Source organism: Streptomyces sp. NPDC048352, assembly GCF_040651895.1.
Lineage (GTDB): Bacteria > Actinomycetota > Actinomycetes > Streptomycetales > Streptomycetaceae > Streptomyces.
Window position 1 is genome coordinate 1 of sequence record NZ_JBEZKZ010000005.1, and the last position, 22,243, is coordinate 22,243.

The following is a 22,243-nucleotide window of genomic DNA, read 5'->3' on the forward strand; positions in this document are numbered from 1 at the left end:
GGCCGGGGCCCCCGCACACGCCCGCCCCCGGGGCCGGGGCCGTCACCGGCGGGCTGGCCGTCGTCGCCCTGCTGCTGTGCGCGGGCCCCCTCGCCGGCGGCGCCGTCCAGGAGTTCCTGGACCGGATGGCCGGGGTCTTCGCGCTGGTCGCGCTCTCCGGCTCCGTGATGCTCGGCCTCGCCACCGTCTTCCGCGACGTACTCACCCCCGGCCGACGGCAGTTCGCGCAGCTCCTGCACCGCGCGGCCGGCCTGGCCGGCGTCGGCTTCCTGCTCGTCCACATCGGCGTCAAGGTCGCCGGCGAGAGGATCGACGCCGCCGACGCGGTGCTCGGCTGGGGGAGCGGGGACCTCCTCGTCGACCTCGGCACCCTGGCCGCCCAGCTCTTCGTACTCGCCCTGCTCACCGGCCTGTGGCGGGGCGTCTTCGCCACCCGCCGCTGGATCCGCCCCTTCCGGGTCCTCCACGGGCTCGCGTACGCCGGCTGGGCCGCCGGGCTGGTCCACGGCCTCGGCGCCGGCCGGACCCCCGCCGCCTGGGTCGTCGCCGCCTACGCCCTCTGCGCCGCCGCCACCGTCGCGGCCCTCGTCCACCGCCTCACCCGCGGCCGCCGCACCCGCACCACCCGCTGAACCGCCCCGGACCGCACGGATCCGGCCGGAGGGCGCCGCCCCCGGCCGGAAACGCGCGCCCGGGGCCTTCCCGCGTAGAGCGAATATAGATCCGCCCCCAAGGATCGGCGTGTTGCATCCGCCGCCCTGGGCGGACGGGGCTGCCGACACACCCCCCCTCAAACGCATTGGAAGGACTGGTCGCGCATGCGGACCCAGACGAACAGCCTCCGTGGGCAGAGCAGCACCGGATCCCCCGGGTTCGCGCTGCGCCTGGACGGTGTCGTGAAGGAGTACGGAAAGAGCGGGCGCGGAGTGCGCGCGCTGGACGGCGTCTCGGTCGGCATCGAGCGCGGCTCGTTCACGGCCGTCATGGGACCCTCCGGTTCCGGCAAGTCGACCTTCCTGCACTGCGCGGCCGGCCTGGACAAGCCGTCCAGCGGCAAGGCCTTCATCGGCGACACCGAACTCGGGGGGATGAACGAGACCCAGCTGACCAAGCTGCGCCGCCAGCGCATCGGCTTCGTCTTCCAGGCCTTCAACCTCATTCCGGCGCTGTCGGTGCGCCAGAACGTGGAGCTGCCGCTGCGCCTGGCCGGCGAGCGCCTCGACGCGGCCTGGCTGGAGGAGATCCTCACGCGCGTGGGCCTGGGCGGCCGCGCCACCCACCGGCCCGCCGAGCTCTCCGGCGGCCAGCAGCAGCGCGTGGCCATCGCCCGCGCCCTGATCACCCGGCCCGACGTCATCTTCGGCGACGAGCCCACCGGCGCCCTCGACACCGTGACCGCCAAGGAGATCCTCTCCCTGCTGCGGTCCTGCGTCGACGAGACCGGCCAGACCGTGGTCATGGTCACCCACGACCCGGTCGCCGCCTCCTACGCCGACACCGTCCTCTTCCTCGCCGACGGCCGGATCGCCGACCGGATGCAGGCCCCCACCGCCGACCGCGTCGCCGACCGCATGACCCACCTGGGAGCGTGGGCCTGATGCTGCGATACGCCCTGCAGACCCTGCGCGCCCGCAAGGGCGGCTTCATCGGGGCCTTCCTCGCCCTCTTCTGCGCCGCCGCGCTCGTCACCGCCTGCGGCATCCTCCTGGAGACCGGCCTGAGGGGAACGATCGGCACCGAGCGCTACGCCGGTACCCCGGTGATCGTCGGCGGTGACCAGAACGTCCACCAGGTCACCGTCAAGAACAAGGGGGACAAGACCAAGACGAAGGCGAAGGAGAAGCCGCTCGGCGAGCGCGTCTGGCTCCCCGCCGACACCGCCGCCACCCTCGGCTCGCTGCCCGGCGTCCAGGCCGCACTGCCGGAGATCACCTTCCCGGCGTACGCGGTCAGCCCCAAGGGGCAGGTCGTCCCCGGCGTCGACGGCAAGCCCTCCTACGGCCACTCCTGGACCTCCGCGGCCCTGACCCCCTTCACCCTGGCCGAGGGCGCCGCCCCGGCCGGCGCCGACGAGGTCGTCGTCGACCGCGAACTGGCCCGCCGGGCCGGCATCAAGCCCGGCACCGAGCTGACCGTCCAGGCCACCGGCTCCCCGCGCACGTACCGGGTCAGCGGCATCGCGGCGCCCGCCGGCGGCGACCTGGAGCAGCAGACCTCGCTGTTCTTCTCGGACGCCGAGGCCGAGCGGCTGTCGGGCCGCGAAGGCCAGGCCGCGGTGGTCGGCGTGCTCGCCAAGCCCGGCGTGTCCACCGCGGACCTCGCCGCGCAGGTCGAGAAGGCCCTCGCCGGCACCGGCGCCCAGGTGGTCACCGGCGGTGAGCGCGGCCCGGTCGAGTTCCTCGACGCGGCCAAGGCCCGGATCAAGCTCGTCTCCATGGGCGGCGCCATCGGCGGCACCTCCCTGCTCGTCGCGATCCTCGTGGTCGTCGGCACCTTCGCCCTGTCCATCCAGCAGCGCTACCGCGAACTGGCCCTGCTGCGCGCCATCGCGGCGACGCCCAAGCAGGTCCGCCAGCTCATCGGCCGCGAGGCACTGATCGTCGGCGCGCTCGCCGGTGTCCTCGGCTCGGTCACGGGCCTGCCCATCGCCTACTGGCTGCACGGCAAGTTCGTCGGCTTCAAGGCGATCCCCGACACCCTCGAAGTCACCTTCAGCGTCTTCCCGTTCTTCGCGGCCATCGGCGCGGCCCTGCTGGGCGCCTGGGCGGCCGCGCGGATCTCCGCCCGCCGCACCGCCCGCATCCGTCCCGCCGAGGCCCTGTCCGAGGCGGCCATGGAGCAGCGGAACTTCGCCTGGGGCCGGCTCGGCGCCGGCGCCGCGTTCCTGGCCGGCGGTGTCGTCCTCCTCGTGGTCCTCGCGGCGCTGCGCAGCGAGCCGGCCTCGACCCCGGTGACCTTCCTGTCGGTCGTCGTCCTCGCGGTGGCGGTCTCGCTGCTGGGGCCGCTGATCGCCCGGATCGCGGTCGCCGTCCTCGGTGTCCCGCTCAAGGCCTCCCGGGTCGGCGGCTACCTGGCCACGGCCAACGCCCGCGCCAACACCAAGCGGCTGTCCGCGGCCGTCACCCCGCTCGCCCTGCTGATCGGCATGGCCTGCACCGTGTTCTTCGTCCAGACCACCATGGGCGCGGCCGCCACCGCCCAGGCCAAGGCCGGCAACAAGGCGGACTGGGTCGTCGGCTCGGCCGGCCCCGGCGTGCCCGCGCAGGCCGCGGACAGCCTGCGCCGGGTCCCCGGCGTGTCGGCGGTGACGGAGGTCGTACGCACCTCCGTGCGCGTCGGCCTGGAGAAGTACCCGGCGCAGGGCGTCTCCACCGAGGGCCTGACCCGCACCTGGGACCCGGGCGTCAGCGCCGGCACCCTGGACGGCTTCGGGGCGCGGTCGGTCGCGCTGAGCGACGTCGCGGCCGACAACCTGGGCAAGAAGCCGGGGGACAAGCTGAAGCTGACCCTGGGCGACGGCACCGAGACCGAGCTGACCGTGGCGGCCGTCTACGACCGCGGGCTCGGCTTCGGCGACCTGACCATGTCCCACGAGCTGGTCGTCAAGCACGTCGACAACCCGCTGGCCTCCTCGCTGCTGGTCAAGACCGCCGGCGAGGGCAAGCCCGGCCGCGCCGAGCTGCAGAAGGCCGTGGGGCCGCTGCCCGGCGTCGGGGTGCTCGACCGGGACCAGGTCGAGGACCTCCAGGCCGAGGTCCAGCAGTCCAACGCCGAGGTCAACTACGTGGCCATGGGCCTGATCATCGCCTTCACCGCGATCGCCGTGGTCAACACGCTGGCCATGTCGGTCTCCGACCGGATCCGCGAGTTCGCCCTGCTCCAGCTCGTCGGCACCACGCGCCGCCAGGTGATGGGCATGCTCCGGATCGAGTGCGCCCTGGTGGTCATCATCTCCGCCGTGCTGGGCACGGGCATCGCCTTCGCGGTGCTCACCGCCTTCAGCGTCGGGATGACGGGCTCCGCGTCCCCGTCCATCGACCCCTGGATGTACCTCGGGGTGCTGGGCTTCGCGGCGGTCCTCACCGTCCTGGCCACGCTGGTCCCGGGCCGTCTCGCCCTGACGGGCCGCCCCGCGGACGTCATCGGCTCGCGCCAGTAACGGCTCGACGGCCGGAGGGCCGGCCCCCTGGTGGGGGCCGGCCCTCCGGCCTTGGGTGCGTGCGGGGCGGGCGTCAGTTGAGCACCGCCCCGCCGCCCTTGCGGTCCACGCGGCTGCGCCGGTGGTCCAGGTGCGCGTAGACCCGGTGGAGCCAGCGGTCCTGGCCGTCGTAACGAGGGGTGAAGGAGGTCCTGCCGTGTACGGCGAGCCGGTTGTCCACCACCGCGAGGTCACCGACCCGCAGGGCCAGGGCCGACATCGTCCGCATGAGCGCCTCGCGCAGGTCGCCCATGGCGTCCGCCGCCTCGTCGTCCAGCGGGTGCGTCGCGGCGAAGTCCACCAGGATGTTCGGGTCCTCGGGGTCCCCGACCAGGATCGGGTGCGCCGGAGTGACGGAATTCAGGTCGCCGAAGGACGGCGGCGGCTCGGTGAGGAACCGCGGCGCGGCCAGGACCGAGACCGTGTGCCCGGAAAGCAGCGGAAGGGCCCGCCGGATCGAGGACGTGCACAGTTTCGCGTCACCCGTCGGGTCCTCGCGCACGCACAGCAGGCCCACGTAGTCGGGCTTGTTGTCATGGAAGGCGTTCTCGACGTGGAGTTCCAGGAGAACCGATCCTGCATTGCTCTGCGAATTCTCGCTCCCCGGCACCGGAACGACGTTCTGGACCAGGGCGCCGGTCTTTTCGCTGCGGTAGGCGATGACCTCCCCGAGCTGCAGCATCGCCGCCGTGACCAGGGCCGACGCCACGGCCGGCACCCGCTCCACGGAACCGGGCACCGCAGGGGTCTCCGGCAGCGGGTCGTTCGCCACCACCGGAACGTTGCGCAGCAGCAGCACCGCGTCCGGGCCGGCGTCGTGACGGAACCGGCGCAGCGCCGTGAGGACCGTGCGCGGCAGCATCGCCGAGGCGTCCCGGACGGCGTCCAGCCATGCCGGATCGTCGATCAGCGCCGGAGTGGACTCGAGCACCTCCGCGGCCAGGGCGCTCAGCCCGTCGCGCTCGGCGTCCGTGAGGGTGACGGCGTCCGGCGTCGTACCGGTCGCGGAAAGAGTAAGGGTGTGTTCCCGGGTACGGGGCATGGAGGAATTCCTCGGGTAGACGAGCCTTGACCCGAGTCAGTTTCCGGACGTGCTCTATCCCATTCCTATGGAAAACGCTCCCGCACGGTCCGGGGAAATAGGTATAGGCGGGACATAGTTGCCCGCCGAATGCTTATGGGGCGGCTTTGTACCGGGTCGACCCCGAGTTCAGCCGCAGGTCCCGCACCATCCGACGGGGGAGAAGAGGGGAGGATTTTCATGGCATTGAGAGAAGAGGATCCCGCCCACGGCGCGGCGATGGCCGCGGCCGGCGCCCTCGGCGCCCAGGGGGAGGCCCACGTCTGGTGGTGGCGTCCGCCGGAGCAGACCGATCCGGCCGACCTGCCGCTGCTGGACACCGAGGAGTTCCGGCGGGCGCTGTCCCTGCCCGCCGAACGCGACGCCGCGGCCTTCGTCCGCTCCCGCGCCGCCGCCCGCCGGGCCCTCGGGGCGCTGTTCGCCCTCGAACCCCGGGACATCGCGCTCGGCCGGGACGACTGTCCCGGCTGCGGCGACGCCAGTCACGGTCCGCCCCGGCTCGTCGTCCCGTCGGTGCCGCTCGCCCTCAGCATGAGCCGGACGAACGGCTGCGGGGTCTTCGTGCTCGGCGCGGGGCCCGCGATCGGCATCGACGCCGAGGCCCTGCGCCCGGTCCGCGGCTCGGCGACCACCGATCCCGACCTGACCCCCGCCGAACGCGCCCACCTGGGCGCACTGCCGCCCGGCCCCGGCCGGGACGCGGCCTTCCACCGGATCTGGACCCGCAAGGAGGCCGTGGTCAAGGCCACCGGCCTCGGCCTCTCCGGCGTCGAACTGGGCCTGCTGGAAACCCATCCGGCCCGCAGCGGCCCGGTCCGGGTCACCCACACCCACCGCGGCCGGACCACCGCCTGGACCGTCGAGGACCTCCCGGTCTTCGAGGGCGTCGCCGTGGCGCTCGCCCGGCCGGCGGGACCCGCCGCGCACGGCCCGGTCCACCACCACACCGACCGCACGACCGCCCCCTGAACCCGCCACGCTCCCCGTCCCCAGCCGACCGTCCCGGTACCGCCTCAGCGAAAGGCCCGTAGCGCCATGACCATCGAGTCCTTCCTCCCCGTCGACGAGCTGATCGCCGACGACGCCCTCCACGGCCGGCCGTCCTCCGGCTCCCCGGCCGGCGACCCGTCCTTCGACGCCCCCGGCCGGCTGCTCGGCCTGACCCGGCAGGACCTGGACGCGTACTTCACGCAGATCGCGGAGGCCGTCGAGCAGGACGACCCGGGCCCGGCCGCGCGCGGCGGCTGGGAGGAGCGGGAGCGGATGCGGTTCTCCACCTGGGTCCGCCGGGTCTACGAACACCCGCTGTCACCGGCCGTCTTCGCGCTCCCCGCCACCCGGTTCGTCCGCGGGGTCCAGCTCGCCCAGGCCGCCGAACTCGCGTTCCGCATCGACGTGGGGCGCGCCCGGGCGAAGGCCGCGAAGCCCTCCGCCGAGGTACGGGCCACCGCCGCCGTCGCGTCGGCCTGGGCCATCGCCGCCGACGCGCTCTCCCAGTCGCCCCGCCCGCCGCGCGAGCGGGTCGTCGGCGACGTGTGGACGATCGTGCGGGAGACCATCGAGCCCGCCCTGCGGCCGGCCGGCACCTTCCAGCACCGCTCCCACAGCTCCTGGTGAGGGTGGGGGCCGCCCCGGCGCCCGGCCGGCCCGCTCACCGCACCGCGGAGGGGAAGGCGTCCCGCGTGGTCAGCGACGCCGCCAGCAGCCGCACCAGGTCGTTGCACCGGTACAGCGGCCTGCCCTGGGCGTCCAGCCCGGACAGCTCCATCAGGGCGCAGTCCACCAGGGCGTCCAGCGCGGACTCCGCCTCCTCCTCCGCCGAGCCCAGCACCAGCGCCGCGTACTGGGCGGAGAAGGGTTCCCCGTCCCAGTCGGCCAGCCCGGTCAGCGCGGCCAGCTCGGGTCCGCCCAGCCGGCGTACGCAGTGCACCAGCGCCTCGCGCACGCTCACGTCGCCGTACGCCAGCTCGCCCAGCCGGGCGTCGGGATCGGCGAGCCGGGCCGCCATGCGCGAGACCGGCCAGTGCGGGCGCGCCGCGAGCCGGGCACCGGTCACCGACAGGGCCAGCGGCAGCCCCGCGCAGTACGCGACCAGGTCGTCGGCCCCGTCCGGGTCCGCCTCCAGCCGGTCCCGGCCGGCCAGCGAGGCCAGCAGCTCCAGGGCCTCGTCGTCGCCGAGCGGCGTCAGCGCGGTGGTGTCCGCGCCCGCCACCCGCGCCAGCCGGGCCTGGCTGGTGATCAGCACCGCCGACTCGGGCCCGCCCGGCAGCAGCGGGGCCACCTGCCGGTCGCCGACCGCGCCGTCCAGGACGAGCAGCAGCCGGGCACCCGAGGTCCGGGTCCGGTACAGCCGCACCAGTTCCTCCAGGTCCTGAGCGGCGGCGGCCGGCGGCGGCTCCCCGAGGGCCCGCAGCAGCCGGACCAGCACCTCGGCCGGCTCCTTCGGAGCGCCGTCCGGGTGGCACAGCTCCACGTACAGCTGCCCGTCGGGGTACCGCGCGGCGCAGTCCTGGGCCGCGCGCACCGCCAGCGCCGTCTTGCCCACCCCGGCCATTCCGGTGACCAGCAGCCGGCGCGGGCGGCCGTCCTCGCGGGTCAGCCGCTCGCGCAGCGCGGCCAGTTCGGTGCGCCGGCCGGTGAACTCCCCGTAGGGCGCCGGCAGCGTCGAGGGCGCGCCGGCCCGGCCCGCGGCCGGGGCCGCGACCGCCGGGGCGCCGTCCGCAGCGGACGGCGCGGGGGCGGCCGAGGCCAGGCCCAGGCCACCGCCCAGCACCGCCTGGTAGGTGGAGCCCAGCGCCTCGCCCGGGTCCACGCCCAGCTGGTCGGCGAGGACCGCCCGCCCCTCGTAGTAGGTGTGCAGCGCGTCGGCCTGCCGCCCGCAGCGGTACAGGGCCGTCATCAGCTGGGCGCGCAGGCGTTCCCGTACGGGGTGCTCGGCGACCAGCCCGGTCAGTTCGGCGGTGACCTGCTCGTGCCGGCCGACGGCCAGGTCGGCCTCGATCCGGCTCTCGAGCGCGAGCATCCGCGCCTCCTCCAGCGGGGGCAGCTCGGCCTCGATCATCTGCTCGGTCGCGTTGGCCAGCGCGGTGCCCCGCCACAGGTCCAGCGCGTCGCGCAGCAGCGAGCCGGCCTCCTCGAAGCGCCGCTCGGCGAGGGCCTCACGGCCCAGCCGGTCGAGCCGGGTGAACTCGTGCAGGTCGATCCACGCCCCGGGCGCCCGCAGCACGTAGCCGGGCTGGCGCCGGACGATCTCGATCTCCTCACCGAGGTGCTTGCGCAGCCTCGACATGTACGTGTAGATCTGCGCGCTCGCCGTGGCCGGCGGGTCCCACCCCCACAGGAGCGCGCTGAGCCGGGCATCGGAGACCACGCGTCCCTCGGACAGCAGCAGCGCGGCGAGCACCGTGTGCACCTTCGAACCGGAGAGCGGGATCGTAGCGCCGCCTCCCCGTTTGGCCTCGATCGGCCCGAGCAGCCGGAAGTCCATGCGGCACCCCCTTCTGGTATGAGCGTCCGTTCTGGATTCCAGAAGCTATGCGGGAGCCTTATTGGCGGGTTATCGCCCGGCGTCCGGCCCCGGGGGCGCACCGATATCCGCCGGCCGCGCGGTTGACGCCCGGTCAGACGGGCAGGCCCGTGGGCTCCTTGATCCGCTTCATGATGATCTGGGAGTTGACCTCGGTGACCCCCGAGAGCGCCGTCAGCCGCTCGATCCACAGCCGCTCGTACGCGCGCAGGTCCGCGACCGCGATGCGCAGCAGGCAGCCGGGGCTGCCGAAGAGGCGGTAGGCCTCGACGACGTCGGGGATGTCCTGGAGGGCCGCCTCGAAGGCCTCGACGGCCTCCCGGTCCCGGCGGACCTCCACCGACACCAGCACCTCGAAGCCGCGCCCGACCGCCTCGGGGTCGATCACCGCCCGGTAGCCCTGGATCACCCCGTCCTGTTCCAGCTGCCGCACGCGGCGCATGCACGGGGAGGGGGTCAGGCCCACGCGCTGGGCGAGCTCCTGGTTGCTGAGCCGGCCGTCGCTCTGAAGCTCGCGCAAGATTTCACGGTCAATCGCGTCCATCGCGCAATTATCGCTCAGTGTTTGTTACAGGTGGGCTCAAACGCGCAATCGCATTGCGCGTAGATCTCACTATCATTGCCCTCTCCAGAAAATCTGTACGAACCCCGTCCGGGGGTCCGCACGCGCAAACGGAAGGGTGGCCATGGGGCGCATCGTCGTCATCAGCACCGGCGGGACGATAGCCAGCCGGTGGACGGGTTCGGGCTTCGCCGCCGAGGCGGACGGACGCGAGGTCATGGCCACCGCCCCGCTGCCCGAGGGCATCACCGTCGAGGTCGTCGACCTGTTCAGCGTGAACAGCCCCCGCCTGACCACCGCCCACCAGCTGACCCTGCTGCGCACCGTCCACGAGGTCCTCGCCGACCCCGGCGTCGACGGCATCGTCGTCACCCACGGCACCGACACCCTGGAGGAGTCGGCCTTCCTGGTCGACCTGCATCACCACGACGCGCGCAGCGTCGTCTTCACCGGCTCGCAGCTGCCGATGGGCTCCGCCGACGGCGACGGCCCCGGCAACCTCTACGACGCCCTGCTCACCGCCGCGACCACGCGCGGCCTGGGCGTACTGATCACCTTCGCGGGCCGGGTGCACGCCGCCCGCGGCACGGTCAAGACCCAGGCGGTGGCCCTGGACGCGTTCGCCGACCCCTCCAAGGAACTGCTCGGGAAGGTCGGCTTCGGCAAGGTCACCGTACTGCGCCAGGCCGAGCGCCCCGCCCCGCTCACGCTGCCCGCCATGCCGGAGCTGCCGCCGCGCGTGGACATGGTGATGCACCACGCCGACGGCGACCCGCTGCTGCTGAACGCCGCCGTCGAGGCCGGAGCCCAGGGCATCGTCCTCATCGGCACCGGCGCGGGCAACGCCACCCCCGAGATCGTCGAAGCCGTACGGGCCGCCATCGCCCGGGGCGTGCTCGTCGCCCTCACCACCCGCGTCGCGGCCGGGCCGGTCACCGAGATCTACACGCACGGCGGAGCGGTCGACCTCGTCGCCGCCGGAGCCGTCCCGACCGGCACGTTGCGCGCCGGCCAGGCCCGTATCGCGGTGCTCGCGGCGCTCCTGTCCGCCACCGACCCCGCCGCCCGGACCCGGGCCCTGCGCGCGGCCCTCGGCACCCCCGACCCGGCCCTGGTCGACGCGTAGGATCCCGCCGCCGCGCACCTCCCGGGCCCCATAGGATCTCCGCAACGGACATGACGTCGCGGGGGGACGCAGACATGGAGCCCGGGATCATCGGCACGCGGCTGGCCTCGGCCGCCATCGGCCCGCTCGTCAGGAAGCTCTTCGTCGCCGAAGGCCCGGGAGCCGGCCTCGTCGACAAGCCGATCCGGATCTCCGGCTACGTCTCCTTCACCGGCGAGAAGCGCTCCCTGACGGAGTCCGACCTGCGCACCCTGGCGGCGAAGCTGGTCCGCCAGGCCCTGCGCACGGGCGAACGCCCCGTCGCCGCCGACGAGCAACGGGCGGTGGCCGACGCCCTGGCCGCCACGCTGCACGCCCTCGGCGACCTCACGCTCAGCGACGTGGACGCGGTCCGGCTCGGCGCCGCCGATTTCGCCCGCGCCCTGCGCCGCGCGGCGTCCCGCCCCGAACGGGAACTCACGGCGGACGCCACGTACTTCTACGAGCGGCTGCTCGAAGCCGCCTGCCTGCACATCCTGCACTTCTTCACCCAGCGCTCGACGTTCGTCGCCCACTCCCTCGTCGCACAGACGCGCGGGATCGCGGAGCTGACGGCCAAGGTGGACGAACTGATCCGCCGCGACCCGCTCCCGGGCGCGCAGGACGCCGCGTTCGAGGAGGAGTACCTCCCGTACGTGGCGCGCAGGCACGCGAAGCTCACCATCTACGGCATCGACCTGGGCAACTCCCCGACCCGGTGGCCACTGGACGCGGCGTACCTGAGCCTGGAGGCGTCGGTGCGGCCGGGGATGCGGATGATTCCGGCGAGCGACCTGGACCCGGATGCCGGAGCCGACGCGCCTTCGGGCGTGTTCGCCGTCGACGGCCCCGTCGACCCGGCCCGGGCCGAGTGGATCCTGCGAGCGCTCGCCGAGGGCCCGCAGCGCGCGGACGAGGCTCTCGCCCGCAGCTCCAGGGTCCTGCTGCGCGGCGAGGCCGGCTCCGGCAAGACCACCCTCGTGCAGTGGCTGGCCGTATCCGCCGCCCGCCAGGACCTCCCGCCGCAGATGGCGTACCTGGAGGACCGGATCCCCTTCGTCCTGCCCCTGCGCACGCTGACCCGCCACGGCGAACGGCTCCCCGAGCCCCGGGACTTCCTCACGGCCGCCGGCTGCCCGCTCGGCGGGAGCCAGCCCGAGGGCTGGGCGCACCGCGTCCTCGCCGCCGGACGCGGGCTGGTCCTGATCGACGGCATCGACGAGGTCCCCGACCGCGAACGCGACCGCACCCGCACCTGGCTGCGCGACCTCATGGACCTGTACGACGGCGACAACCGCTGGCTCCTCACCTCCCGCCCCTCCGCCGTCGGCATGGACTGGCTCGCCGAGGAGGGTTTCACCGAGTTGGTCCTCTCCGCGATGGGCCCCGCCGAGATCGCCACCTTCATCAAGCGCTGGCATGCCGCGGCCCGTCGGGGCACGGACGAGGACAAGGAGCTGGATTCGTACGAGACCCAGCTGCTCACCGCCGTCCGCCTCAAGCCGGACCTCGGCCGTCTCGCCACCAACCCCCTGATGTGCGGCCTGATCTGCGCCCTCCACCGCGACCGGCGGGGCTACCTGCCGCACGGCCGCAAGGACCTCTACGAGGCCGCGCTCTCCATGCTGCTCAGCCGCCGCGACCGCGAGCGCGACATGCGCGTCCCGGACCTGCGGGAGGAGCCGCAGCTCGACCTGCTCCAGCGCCTCGCGTACTGGCTGATCAAGAACGGCCGTACGGAGATGGACCGTTCCCGGGCCGAGGACATCATCGCCCGCGCCCTCCCCGCCGTCCCGGAGGCGGCGGCCCTGGGGGAGGCGCCCGCCGTCTTCGAGCACTTCCTCCAGCGCAGCGGCCTGCTCCGCGAACCGGCCCCCGGCACGGTCGACTTCGTCCACCGCACCTTCCAGGACTTCCTGGGCGCCCGCGCCGCCGTGGAGGACGGCGACTTCGGCCTGCTGACCGCTCACGCCGCCGACGACCAGTGGGAGGACGTCATCCGCATGGCGGTCGCCCTCGCCCGGCCCGGCGAACGCGTGACGGTCTTCCGGGACCTGCTCGCCCTGGGCGACCGCTCCACCGACCGGCGCACCAGGGCGCGCGTTTACCTGCTCGCCGCCGCCTGCCTGGAACACGCCACCGCCCTCGCCCCGGACGTGCGCGCGGAGGTGGAATCGCGCGCGGCCACCCTCATTCCGCCACGGGACCAGGAGGAGGCCCGAGCCCTGGCCGAGGTCGGCCCTCTGGTCCTGGGGCTGCTCCCGGGCCCCGCGAGTCTCGCCGCCGGGGACGCCCACCACGTGGTGATCACCGCCTCACACGTCGCGTCGCCGGCCGCGGTTCCCTTCCTCGCCCAGTTCGCCCGGCATCCCTTCACGCCCGTCCGTTCCCAGCTCGTATGGGCATGGTCGCGCTTCGACCTCGGCGACTACGCGGACGAGATCATCGCCCGCCTGGAGCCGGGCGGCCTCCTCTACACCGTCCAGTCCGATGAGCAACTGGAGCAGCTGGAGCGCATCGGGCTCCGTCCGGCCAACCTGGACGTGAGGCGGGGTGTGTCCTCGGAAGCCCTGGCGGACTTCCTCGACGGATGTCGCCCCACCCATCTTGTGCTCCTGCGCTTTCCCGCGGCCGATCTGACGTTCCTGACGGCGGAGACCGCTCCGCGTGGCCTCTCCCTCCACGACTGCCCGAACCTGGCGGACCTCTCCGCGATGGGAGGGCTGCCGATCGAGCAGCTGAACATCAGCACCTCCCGGACGGACTTCGACCTGCGTGCGATGTCAGAGCTGGGAAAGTTGCGGACCCTCAGCATCGACGGTCCCGTCGGCATGGCCTGGACCGTGCGGGACCTCCCCCCGAACGCCCCCCTGAGCGCCCTCTCCGTCTCCGGAGGGGTCGCCAGGACGCACGCGATCGAGGGGCTCGGGACCTTCTCGGAACTCCGCCACCTGGCGCTCAACCCGGCGTCCGCTCCGGTGTCGGACGCCGACTGGCAGGAGATCCGCGCCCTGCCCCTTGACTCCCTCACGGTGCCCGCCGCGTCGCTCGACACGCTCCCGGCGGACGCGACCCTGCCGAGTGTGATCAGTCTGCACCTCTCCAGCACCGGGGACGGAGCCCTCCGGAGGGCCATCCAGCGGCTGCCGGCCCTCTTTCCCCGCCTGACGTTCTGCCAGTTCGTCGGAGATCTCAGCGCGGAGGGGAACATCGACATCACACCCCTGGCGGAACTGACGGAACTGGAGGAGATCTTCATCGAAGCGGACCGAGGCCGTCTCCGCGGCACCGACCTGCTCCAGCACGTGTCCCTGGGCTGCTCCCCGACCGACGGCTGACCCGCGTGCGGGCCCGGCGCCCCGGCCCGCACGCGGGCCGGGTCAGCCCCCGAACGCCCCCAGGATCCGGTCCGCCGCCGACGTCGCGGTGACGGAGCCCTCCCGGACCGCCGCTTCCAGCGAAGGGGCCAGCTCCCGTACCGCCGGGTCCGCCCGCAACCGCTCCAACAGTTCGTCGCGGACCATCGACCAGGTCCACTCCACCTGCTGCGCGGCCCGCTTCGCCGCCAGCCGGCCGCCCGTCTCCAGGACCGTCCGGTGCTGTTCCAGCCGGTTCCACACCTCGTCCAGGCCCGCCGACTCCCGCGCGCTGCACGTCAGCACCGGCGGCGTCCACGCGGCGTCCGCCGGGTGCATCAGGCGCAGCGCGCCCGACAACTCCCGGGCGGCGGCCTTCGCGTCGCGCTCGTGCGGGCCGTCCGCCTTGTTCACCGCGAGGACGTCCGCCAGTTCCAGGACGCCCTTCTTGATGCCCTGGAGCTGGTCGCCCGTACGGGCCAGCGACAGCAGCAGGAAGGAGTCCACCATTCCCGCCACCGTCGTCTCCGACTGGCCGACGCCGACCGTCTCCACGAGGACCACGTCGTAGCCCGCCGCCTCCATGACGATCATCGACTCGCGCGTGGCCTTGGCGACCCCGCCCAGGGTCCCCGCCGACGGCGAGGGCCGCACGAAGGCGGCCGGGTCCACGGCCAGCCGCTCCATCCGGGTCTTGTCGCCCAGGATGGAGCCGCCCGTACGGGTCGAGGACGGATCCACCGCGAGGACGGCGACCCGGTGCCCGAGGCCCGTCAGCATCGTGCCGAACGCGTCGATGAAGGTGGACTTGCCCACCCCCGGCACCCCGCTGATGCCGATCCGGCGCGCCCTGCCCGCATGGGGCAGCAGCTCCGTCAGCAGCCGCTGCGCCAGGGCGCGGTGGTCCGCCCGGGTGGACTCGACCAGGGTGATGGCGCGCGCGACGTGCGCGCGCCTCCCGTCGAGCACGCCCTTCACGTACACGTCGACGTCGATCTTCGGGGGCATGTCCGGCCCCCGCCTACAGCTCGTGGCCCAGATCCGCGGCCAGCCGCGTCACCAGGTCGTGGGCCGCGTCGGGGATGACCGTGCCCGGCGGGAACACCGCCGTCGCGCCCATCTCCAGCAGGGTCGGGACGTCGGCCGGCGGGATGACCCCGCCCACCACGATCATGATGTCCTCGCGCCCCTCCTCCGCCAGCTGCTCGCGCAGCGCCGGGACGAGGGTCAGGTGGCCGGCCGCCAGCGACGAGACGCCCACCACGTGGACGTCCGCCTCGACGGCCTGGCGGGCCACCTCCGCGGGGGTCTGGAACAGTGGGCCGACGTCCACGTCGAAGCCCAGGTCGGCGAAGGCCGTCGCGATCACCTTCTGGCCGCGGTCGTGGCCGTCCTGGCCCATCTTGGCGACCAGGATGCGCGGACGGCGGCCCTCCGCCTCCTCGAACCGGTCGACGAGCGCACGGGTGCGCTCCACGGACGGGGACTCGCCTGCTTCGGTGCGGTACACACCGGAGATCGTACGGATCTGGCTGGCGTGCCGCCCGTACACCTTCTCGAGTGCGTCCGAGATCTCACCGACGGTCGCCTTGGCCCGCGCCGCGTCCACCGCCAGCGCGAGGAGGTTGCCCTCCAGGCCCTGGCCGGCCCCGCGCTCGGCGGCGTTCGTCAGCGCGCGCAGCGCGTCCTGGGTGCGGGACTCGTCGCGCTCCTCGCGCAGCCGGCGCAGCTTGGCGATCTGCTGGGCGCGCACCGAGGAGTTGTCGACCACGAGCACGTCGATCTGCTCGTCGTTCTCCACCCGGTACTTGTTCACGCCGATCACCGGCTGGCGGCCGGAGTCGATGCGCGCCTGCGTACGGGCGGCGGCCTCCTCCACGCGCAGCTTCGGGATGCCCGCGTCGATGGCCTGCGCCATGCCGCCGGCCGCCTCGACCTCCTGGATGTGCTGCCAGGCCCGCCGCGCCAGGTCGTACGTCAGCTTCTCCACGTACGCGCTGCCGCCCCACGGGTCGATCGACCGGCAGGTCCCCGACTCCTGCTGGAGCAGCAGCTGGGTGTTGCGGGCGATGCGCGCCGAGAAGTCCGTCGGCAGGGCGAGGGCCTCGTCGAGGGCGTTGGTGTGCAGCGACTGGGTGTGCCCCTGGGTCGCCGCCATCGCCTCGATGCACGTACGGGTCACGTTGTTGAAGACGTCCTGCGCGGTCAGCGACCAGCCGGAGGTCTGCGAATGCGTGCGCAGCGACAGCGACTTGCCGTTCTTCGGGTCGAACTGGCTGACCAGCTTCGCCCACAGCAGGCGGGCCGCGCGCAGCTTGGCGACCTCCATGAAGAAGTTCATGCCGATCGCCCAGAAGAACGACAGGCGCGGGGCGAAGGCGTCCACGTCCAGCCCGGCGCCCTGACCGGCCCGCAGGTACTCCACGCCGTCCGCGAGGGTGTACGCCAGCTCCAGGTCGGCCGTGGCCCCCGCCTCCTGGATGTGGTACCCGGAGATGGAGATGGAGTTGTAGCGCGGCATCTTCTGCGAGGTGAAGGAGAAGATGTCGGAGATGATCCGCATCGAGGGCTTCGGCGGATAGATGTAGGTGTTACGGACCATGAACTCCTTGAGGATGTCGTTCTGGATGGTCCCGGCGAGCTTGTCGGGGGAGACGCCCTGCTCCTCCGCCGCCACGATGTAGAGCGCGAGGACCGGCAGCACCGCGCCGTTCATCGTCATCGACACCGACATCTTGTCCAGCGGGATGCCGTCGAAGAGCTGGCGCATGTCGTAGATCGAGTCGATCGCCACGCCGGCCATGCCGACGTCGCCCGTCACGCGCGGGTGGTCGCTGTCGTAGCCCCGGTGCGTCGGCAGGTCGAACGCCACCGACAGGCCCTTCTGGCCGGACGCCAGGTTGCGCCGGTAGAAGGCGTTGGACTCCTCGGCCGTGGAGAAGCCGGCGTACTGCCGGATCGTCCAGGGCTGGTTGACGTACATCGTCGGGTAGGGGCCCCGCAGGTACGGCGCCATGCCCGGGTAGGTGCCCAGGAAGTCCAGGCCCTCCAGGTCCCGCCCGGTGTACAGCGGCTGAACGCCGATGCCCTCGGGCGTCTCCCACAGCAGGTCGCCGGTGGCGGTCCCGGTGGATTCCTTCACCGCGGCCCGCCACTGGTCCTCGGTGGCACCGCTCGGGGCCGTGCCGAGGGCGAGCTCGGAGAAATCGGGGATGCTCACTGAGCGACTCCCATCCGGTCGAGTACGGAGGACAGCACGGCGACCGCGTCGCAGCCGGCGAACACGTACTCGTCCACGGCGTCGGCGCAGGTGCCGGGCTTGCCCGCGAGGAACACGGTCGTCGCGCCGGCCCCGCGCAGGGCGGCGGCGACCGCTTCTGCCTGCTCCGCGTACAGCGCGTCGCCGGAGCACAGCACCGCCACGCCGTCGGCGCCGCTCGCCGCGTACGCCTCGGCGGCGCTCGCGGCGTCCACGGACACCGGGTCGTGCACGGGCTCGATGCCGCCCGCCTGGAACAGGTTCGAGGCGAAGGTGGCGCGCGCGGTGTGCGCGGAAGCCGGGCCCAGCGCGGCGAGGAAGATCCTCGGGCGGGCGCCGGTGGCCTCCAGGTGCGCGTCGCTGCGGGCGCGCAGCGCCTCGTACGCCTCGTCGCGCCGCACCCGGGGCAGGCCGCCGGACGGCGCCGCGGGCAGCGGCTCGCGGACCACGGGCTTCTCCGACAGCAGCGGGAACTCGCTGACCCCGGTCACCGGTTCGCGGCGGGTGGCCAGCTTCTTCGAGCGCGCCGCCCAGGTGGCCGCGAGCCGCTCCGCGACCATGCCCGAGCGCAGCGCGGCGGCCTGGCCGCCCGCCCGCTCGACGGTCTGGAAGAACTCCCAGGCCGCGTGGGCCAGTTCGTCGGTCAGCTGCTCCACGTAGTACGAGCCGCCCGCCGGGTCGATCACCCGGGCCAGGTGCGACTCCTCCAGCAGGATGGTCGAGGTGTTGCGGGCGATGCGGCGCGCGAAGGCGTCCGGCAGGCCCAGTTCGCTGTCGAAGGGGAGCACGGTGACGGAGTCCGCGCCGCCCACCCCCGCCGCCATGCAGGCGACGGTGGTCCGCAGCATGTTCACCCACGGGTCGCGGCGGGTCATCATCACCGGCGAGGTGACGGCGTGCTGCCGCTGGGCGCCCGCCTCCGGGGCGCCGCAGGCCTCGGCGACCCGGGCCCACAGGCGGCGTGCGGCCCGCAGCTTGGCGATGGTCAGGAACTGGTCGGCGGTCGCCGAGTAGCGGAACTCCAGCTGCCCGAAGGCGGCTTCGGCGCTCAGTCCGCCCTCGGTCAGGGCGCGCAGGTACGCGACCCCGGTGGCCAGGGACAGGCCCAGCTCCTCGGCGGCCGAGCCGCCCGCCTCGTGGTAGGGCAGGGCGTCGACGGTCAGGGCGCGCACGCCCGGCCAGGACGCGGCCGCCTCGCGGGCCAGCTCGACGGCGGGCGAGGGGTCCAGGGCCTCGCCGGTGCGGGCCTCGTGGCCCAGCGGGTCGATGCCGAGTGCGGCGCGGGCGGCCTCGGGGCTGATGCCCCGCTCCGTGTACAGGGCGAGCAACGCCCGCGCGGCGTCGGCGTACGCGGCGCCCGCGTCGAGGGTGACCGGCGCGAGGTCGAGGTAGACCCCGTCGAGGGCCCGGCCCAGACCCCCGACCGGGATGCCGCCGTGGCCGACGGTCAGCCACAGGGAGGTGGTGCCGTTCTCGAGGTCGGCGAGGGCCGCCTCGTTGACCCGTACCGGATCACTGCCCGCGAGGCGCTGGCGCACGTCCCACCCGGAGGCGCTGGTGCCCTCGGGGGTGCCGCCCCGTACGAAGGGCGCGAACCCGGGGAAGCCGGTGTCGGGGCCGTCCGTGTCGGGGCGCGCCGTGTACAGGGGACGGGTGGTGAGCCCGTCCTCGAGCGTGGTGGACAGCGCTGCTTCCGCTGCCTCGCCGGATACTTCCTTGCCCGACTTGCGCAGTACGCCTTCGACGAGGCGTTGCCACTGCTCATGTGTCGCGTCAGGAAATTCGGCGGCCAGGGAGAGCCCGTCGTCAGGCAGGACCGTCATGGCTCGAATGCTAGGGGGGGCCGCTCAACCGAGACCAGAACCATCGGATGTGATCTCCCCCTCGCACATGAGCCCCGGGCCCTCCCCCCGTCCCCTCCGCAACGCACGAGGCCGAAACCGGCCCCGCGGGCGTTCGGGGAGTGGGGTCCGGTGCGGAACGTCAGGGGATGCGGGGCGCGGCCTCGGGGAGCGGCGCAGGGCGGGCAGGGGGTGGGGAGGGGTGCGGCCCGTGCAGCGGCACACCCGGCCCCGCGAGGCCGCCGGCATGGCGGCCGCGTTGCGGGCCCGTGAAATCCGGCCAGGCGTTTTCGGCCGCCCGCCAGGGCGAAAGGCCAGGTCAGCGGGCATGCACCCGTACCCCGCGGGACCCCCGGCCGGGGTTGACCCCCGGCGGGGGCGCTGACAGGCTCCGACCCATGACCGCGAACGCGCACCTCGCCCCGCGGCTCCACACCTCCGGCCCCCGCACCGCTGCGGCCGCGTGTCCGGGCCGCTGTCCGGCCCTCATCGGGGCCTGAGCACCCCGAGCCGCCCGGCCCTGCGCCGCCCCGGCCCCCGCGTCACCGCTCTCTCCTGAGCCGTCCCGCGCCCCCGGCGGTATCCGCCGATTCGTCCACACCCCTGCGCCCCGCCGGCGCCCCCTTCCGCGCAGCCGGGAGCGGGCACCCGCGGGTGCGTCCCCATGTTTCCTCCGCTCCCGGGAGTCCCCATGACCACGGTCACCGCCACCACTGTCACCACCGCCACCATCACCGTCACCCGCCTCGGCGGCCGCATCGGGGCCGAGATCGGCGGCGTACGGCTCGGCGGCGCCCTCGCGCCCGAGACCGTCGCCGAGATCCGTGCCGCCCTCCTCGCCCACAAGGTCGTCTTCTTCCGCGGCCAGGACCACCTCGACGAGGCCGGCCACGAGGCCTTCGCCCGGCTGCTCGGGACGCCCGTCGCGCATCCCACCGTCCCCTCCGCCGACGGCCGGTACGCCCTCGGCATCGACTCCCACCACGGCGCCCGCGCCAACCAGTGGCACACCGACGTCACCTTCGTCCCCGCCTACCCCGCCTTCTCGATCCTCCGCGCCGTCACCGTCCCCCCGTACGGCGGCAACACCCTCTGGGCCAACACCGCCACCGCCTACTCCCACCTCCCCGAGCCGCTGCGCGCCCTCGCCGACGGTCTGCGCGCCCTCCACTCCAACGAGTACGACTACGCCGCCCTCAGGCCCGACGCCCTGCCCGAGGCCCTCGCGCAGTACCGCGAGGTGTTCACCTCGACGGCCTTCCTCACCGAGCACCCGGTGGTCCGGGTCCACCCCGAGACCGGGGAACGCACCCTGCTGCTCGGCAACTTCGTCCAGCGGATCCAGGGCCTGACCGGGCGTGACAGCCGTACGCTCCTCGACCTCTTCCAGGCGCACATCGAGAGCCCCGAGAACACCGTCCGCTGGCAGTGGCGGACCGGCGACGTCGCGATCTGGGACAACCGCGCCACCCAGCACTACGGCGTCGACGACTCCGACGACCACGAGCGCACCCTGCGCCGGGTCACCGTCGACGGCGAGGTCCCGGTCGGCCCCGACGGGGTGCCGTCCCGGCTGATCAGCCCGGAGTCCGTCCCGGACCCCTCCTTCGGCATCCCGTCCGGAGCCTCCACGACCACCGCCTGACCGCCAGAACGGAGCACCCCGTGCCCAAGCTCCTCGCCCTCACCGGCAGCCCCTCCGCCCACTCCCGCACCGACGTCGTCGCCGAGCACGTGCTGCGGCGCCTGTCGCACGCCGGGTTCGAGACCGCCCGCCTCCCCGTACGCACCCTGCCCGCCGCCGACCTGCTCTCCGCCCGGCGCGGGGAGCCGGAGATCCGGCGCGCCCTGGAAGCCGTCGCCGAAGCCGACGGCCTGGTCATCGCGACCCCGGTCTACAAGGCCTCGTACACCGGGCTGCTCAAGGCCTTCCTCGACCTGCTCCCGCAGGACGGCCTGGCCGGGAAGACGATCCTGCCCCTCGCCACCGGCGGCAGCCTCGCCCACGTGCTGACCCTCGACTACGCCCTGCGCCCGGTCCTCGCCGCCCTCGGCGCCCGGCACGTCACCGCCGGGCGGTTCGTCCTCGACTCCTCGGTCGAACGCGGAGCCGGCCCCGACCGGCTGCGGCCCGAAGCCGAGCTCGACCTCTTCCAGGCCGTCGACGAGTTCGCCGGGGCCCTGCGCCCGGCCGCCGCCCTTACCCCGACCCCGTAACCGCAAGGACCACGCCATGCCCGCAGCACCCGTCACGACCACCCGCTCCCGGCGCCAGTTCCTCACCCTGCTCGGCATCTCGGCGGCCGCCGTGAGCTGCGGCACGGCCACCGCCACCGGAGGCGGCCGCCGCTCCGGGGGCCAGGTCACCACCCTCAAGTACCAGGGCAACGTCGGCGCCGTCACGCTCCCCGAGCTGGCCGCCGACCTCGGCTACCTCGGGGACCTCCGGCTGGAATGGGTCGGCAACACCATCAGCGGACCCCAGGACATCCAGTCCGCCGCCACCGGCCAGATCCACTTCGGCGGGGCCTTCAACGGCGCGATCGTCAAACTCGCCGCGGGCAACGCCCCGATCACCTCCGTCATCTCCTACTACGGCGTCGACCGGGATGCCTACAGCGGCTACTACGTCCTGGAGGACAGCCCCCTCCGTTCCGCCCGCGACCTCCTCGGCAAGAAGGTCGGCATGAACACCCTGGGCGCGCACGCCCAGGCCCTCCTGGACATCTACCTGAGCCGCAACGGCATCTCCAAGGCCGACGCCGCCAGGGTCGAGGCGCTGGTCGTACCGCCCGTCAACACCGAGCAGGTGCTGCGGCAGAAGCAGATCGACGTCGGCGTGCTGGGCGGCGTCCTGCGCGACAAGGCCCTCGCGGCCGGCGGAATCAGGCCGCTGTTCAGCGACTTCGACCTGCTCGGCGCGTTCAGCGCCGGCTCGTACGTGATGACGAAGCAGTTCGTGAAGGAGAACCCGGACACCGTCCGCACCTTCGTGACCGGGGTCGGCAAGGCCATCGAATGGTCGCGCACCACCCCGCACGAGGAGGTCGTCGCCCGTCAGACCGAGATCGTCAAGAAGCGCGGCCGCAACGAGGACACCGCCACCCTCCGCTACTGGCGCTCCTACGGCGTCGCCGGGCAGTACGGGCGCATCGAGGACAAGGAGTTCCAGCTGTGGCTGGACTGGCTCGGCGAGCGCGGCGAGGTCAAACCCGGCCGGCTCAAGGCCGCTGACCTGTACACCAACGAGTTCAACGGCCAGGGGAAGGGCTGAAC

General features: G+C 73.7%; 16 protein-coding genes. 10 read left to right on the forward strand and 6 right to left on the reverse strand.

The window, feature by feature from the left end; all coding sequences use genetic code 11:
• The 3 genes from AB0D45_RS04430 to AB0D45_RS04440 form a co-directional block, all read left to right on the forward strand.
• Window positions 1–632 (forward strand): hypothetical protein (locus AB0D45_RS04430; protein WP_362455243.1); only part of this gene is annotated, 632 nt, incomplete at its 5' end.
• Window positions 633–818: 186 nt separating this feature from the next.
• Window positions 819–1,598, forward strand: a complete 780-nt coding sequence (locus AB0D45_RS04435; protein WP_361596523.1) for an ABC transporter ATP-binding protein — start codon at window positions 819–821, stop codon at window positions 1,596–1,598.
• The gene (locus AB0D45_RS04440) at window positions 1,598–4,159 is read left to right on the forward strand and encodes an FtsX-like permease family protein (RefSeq protein ID WP_362455244.1); all 2,562 of its coding nucleotides are present in this window, start codon (window positions 1,598–1,600) and stop codon (window positions 4,157–4,159) included. The genes AB0D45_RS04435 and AB0D45_RS04440 overlap by 1 nt, the downstream gene beginning before the upstream one ends.
• A 73-nt stretch (window positions 4,160–4,232) precedes the next feature.
• Here the strand turns inward: AB0D45_RS04440 and AB0D45_RS04445 are convergent, their stop codons facing one another.
• Complete coding sequence (locus AB0D45_RS04445; protein ID WP_362455245.1) at window positions 4,233–5,240, reverse strand: TauD/TfdA family dioxygenase; 1,008 nt, start codon at window positions 5,238–5,240, stop codon at window positions 4,233–4,235.
• Window positions 5,241–5,459: 219 nt separating this feature from the next.
• Here AB0D45_RS04445 and AB0D45_RS04450 point away from each other — a divergent pair, with 219 nt between their 5' ends.
• Window positions 5,460–6,248, forward strand: a complete 789-nt coding sequence (locus AB0D45_RS04450) for a 4'-phosphopantetheinyl transferase superfamily protein (protein WP_362455246.1) — start codon at window positions 5,460–5,462, stop codon at window positions 6,246–6,248.
• Window positions 6,249–6,314: 66 nt separating this feature from the next.
• A complete protein-coding gene (locus AB0D45_RS04455; RefSeq protein ID WP_362455247.1) occupies window positions 6,315–6,896 on the forward strand; it encodes a hypothetical protein in 582 nt (193 codons plus the stop codon).
• 34 nt (window positions 6,897–6,930) lie between these two features.
• Here the strand turns inward: AB0D45_RS04455 and AB0D45_RS04460 are convergent, their stop codons facing one another.
• Complete coding sequence (locus tag AB0D45_RS04460) at window positions 6,931–8,766, reverse strand: BTAD domain-containing putative transcriptional regulator (RefSeq protein WP_362455248.1); 1,836 nt, start codon at window positions 8,764–8,766, stop codon at window positions 6,931–6,933.
• A 133-nt stretch (window positions 8,767–8,899) separates the two neighbouring features.
• A complete protein-coding gene (locus AB0D45_RS04465; RefSeq protein WP_361596505.1) occupies window positions 8,900–9,349 on the reverse strand; it encodes an Lrp/AsnC family transcriptional regulator in 450 nt (149 codons plus the stop codon).
• A 142-nt stretch (window positions 9,350–9,491) separates the two neighbouring features.
• Between AB0D45_RS04465 and AB0D45_RS04470 the strand changes: the two genes are divergently transcribed.
• Complete coding sequence (locus AB0D45_RS04470; RefSeq protein WP_362455249.1) at window positions 9,492–10,493, forward strand: asparaginase; 1,002 nt, start codon at window positions 9,492–9,494, stop codon at window positions 10,491–10,493.
• A gap of 50 nt (window positions 10,494–10,543) precedes the next feature.
• Complete coding sequence (locus tag AB0D45_RS04475; RefSeq protein ID WP_362455250.1) at window positions 10,544–13,849, forward strand: NACHT domain-containing protein; 3,306 nt, start codon at window positions 10,544–10,546, stop codon at window positions 13,847–13,849.
• 42 nt (window positions 13,850–13,891) lie between these two features.
• Here AB0D45_RS04475 and meaB read toward each other — a convergent pair whose 3' ends face one another.
• The 3 genes from meaB to AB0D45_RS04490 are packed head-to-tail and all read right to left on the reverse strand — an operon-like array spanning window position 13,892 to window position 18,949.
• A complete protein-coding gene (gene meaB / locus AB0D45_RS04480; protein ID WP_362455251.1) occupies window positions 13,892–14,875 on the reverse strand; it encodes a methylmalonyl Co-A mutase-associated GTPase MeaB in 984 nt (327 codons plus the stop codon).
• Between the two features lie 13 nt (window positions 14,876–14,888).
• Window positions 14,889–17,087 carry a methylmalonyl-CoA mutase gene (scpA, locus tag AB0D45_RS04485; protein WP_362455252.1) on the reverse strand — a complete coding sequence of 733 codons (2,199 nt, stop codon included), beginning with the start codon at window positions 17,085–17,087 and terminating at the stop codon, window positions 14,889–14,891.
• Window positions 17,084–18,949, reverse strand: coding sequence for a methylmalonyl-CoA mutase family protein (locus tag AB0D45_RS04490; RefSeq protein ID WP_361596490.1), 1,866 nt, complete (start codon window positions 18,947–18,949; stop codon window positions 17,084–17,086). The genes scpA and AB0D45_RS04490 overlap by 4 nt, the downstream gene beginning before the upstream one ends.
• A 709-nt stretch (window positions 18,950–19,658) precedes the next feature.
• Between AB0D45_RS04490 and AB0D45_RS04495 the strand changes: the two genes are divergently transcribed.
• From AB0D45_RS04495 to AB0D45_RS04505, 3 genes are read left to right on the forward strand one after another with little or no spacing between them, the layout of a single operon-like run.
• Window positions 19,659–20,612, forward strand: coding sequence for a TauD/TfdA family dioxygenase (locus AB0D45_RS04495; RefSeq protein ID WP_361596487.1), 954 nt, complete (start codon window positions 19,659–19,661; stop codon window positions 20,610–20,612).
• 20 nt (window positions 20,613–20,632) lie between these two features.
• Complete coding sequence (gene ssuE, locus AB0D45_RS04500; protein WP_362455253.1) at window positions 20,633–21,184, forward strand: NADPH-dependent FMN reductase; 552 nt, start codon at window positions 20,633–20,635, stop codon at window positions 21,182–21,184.
• 16 nt (window positions 21,185–21,200) lie between these two features.
• The gene (locus AB0D45_RS04505) at window positions 21,201–22,241 is read left to right on the forward strand and encodes an ABC transporter substrate-binding protein (protein ID WP_361596481.1); all 1,041 of its coding nucleotides are present in this window, start codon (window positions 21,201–21,203) and stop codon (window positions 22,239–22,241) included.
• Window positions 22,242–22,243: the final 2 nt, after the last annotated feature.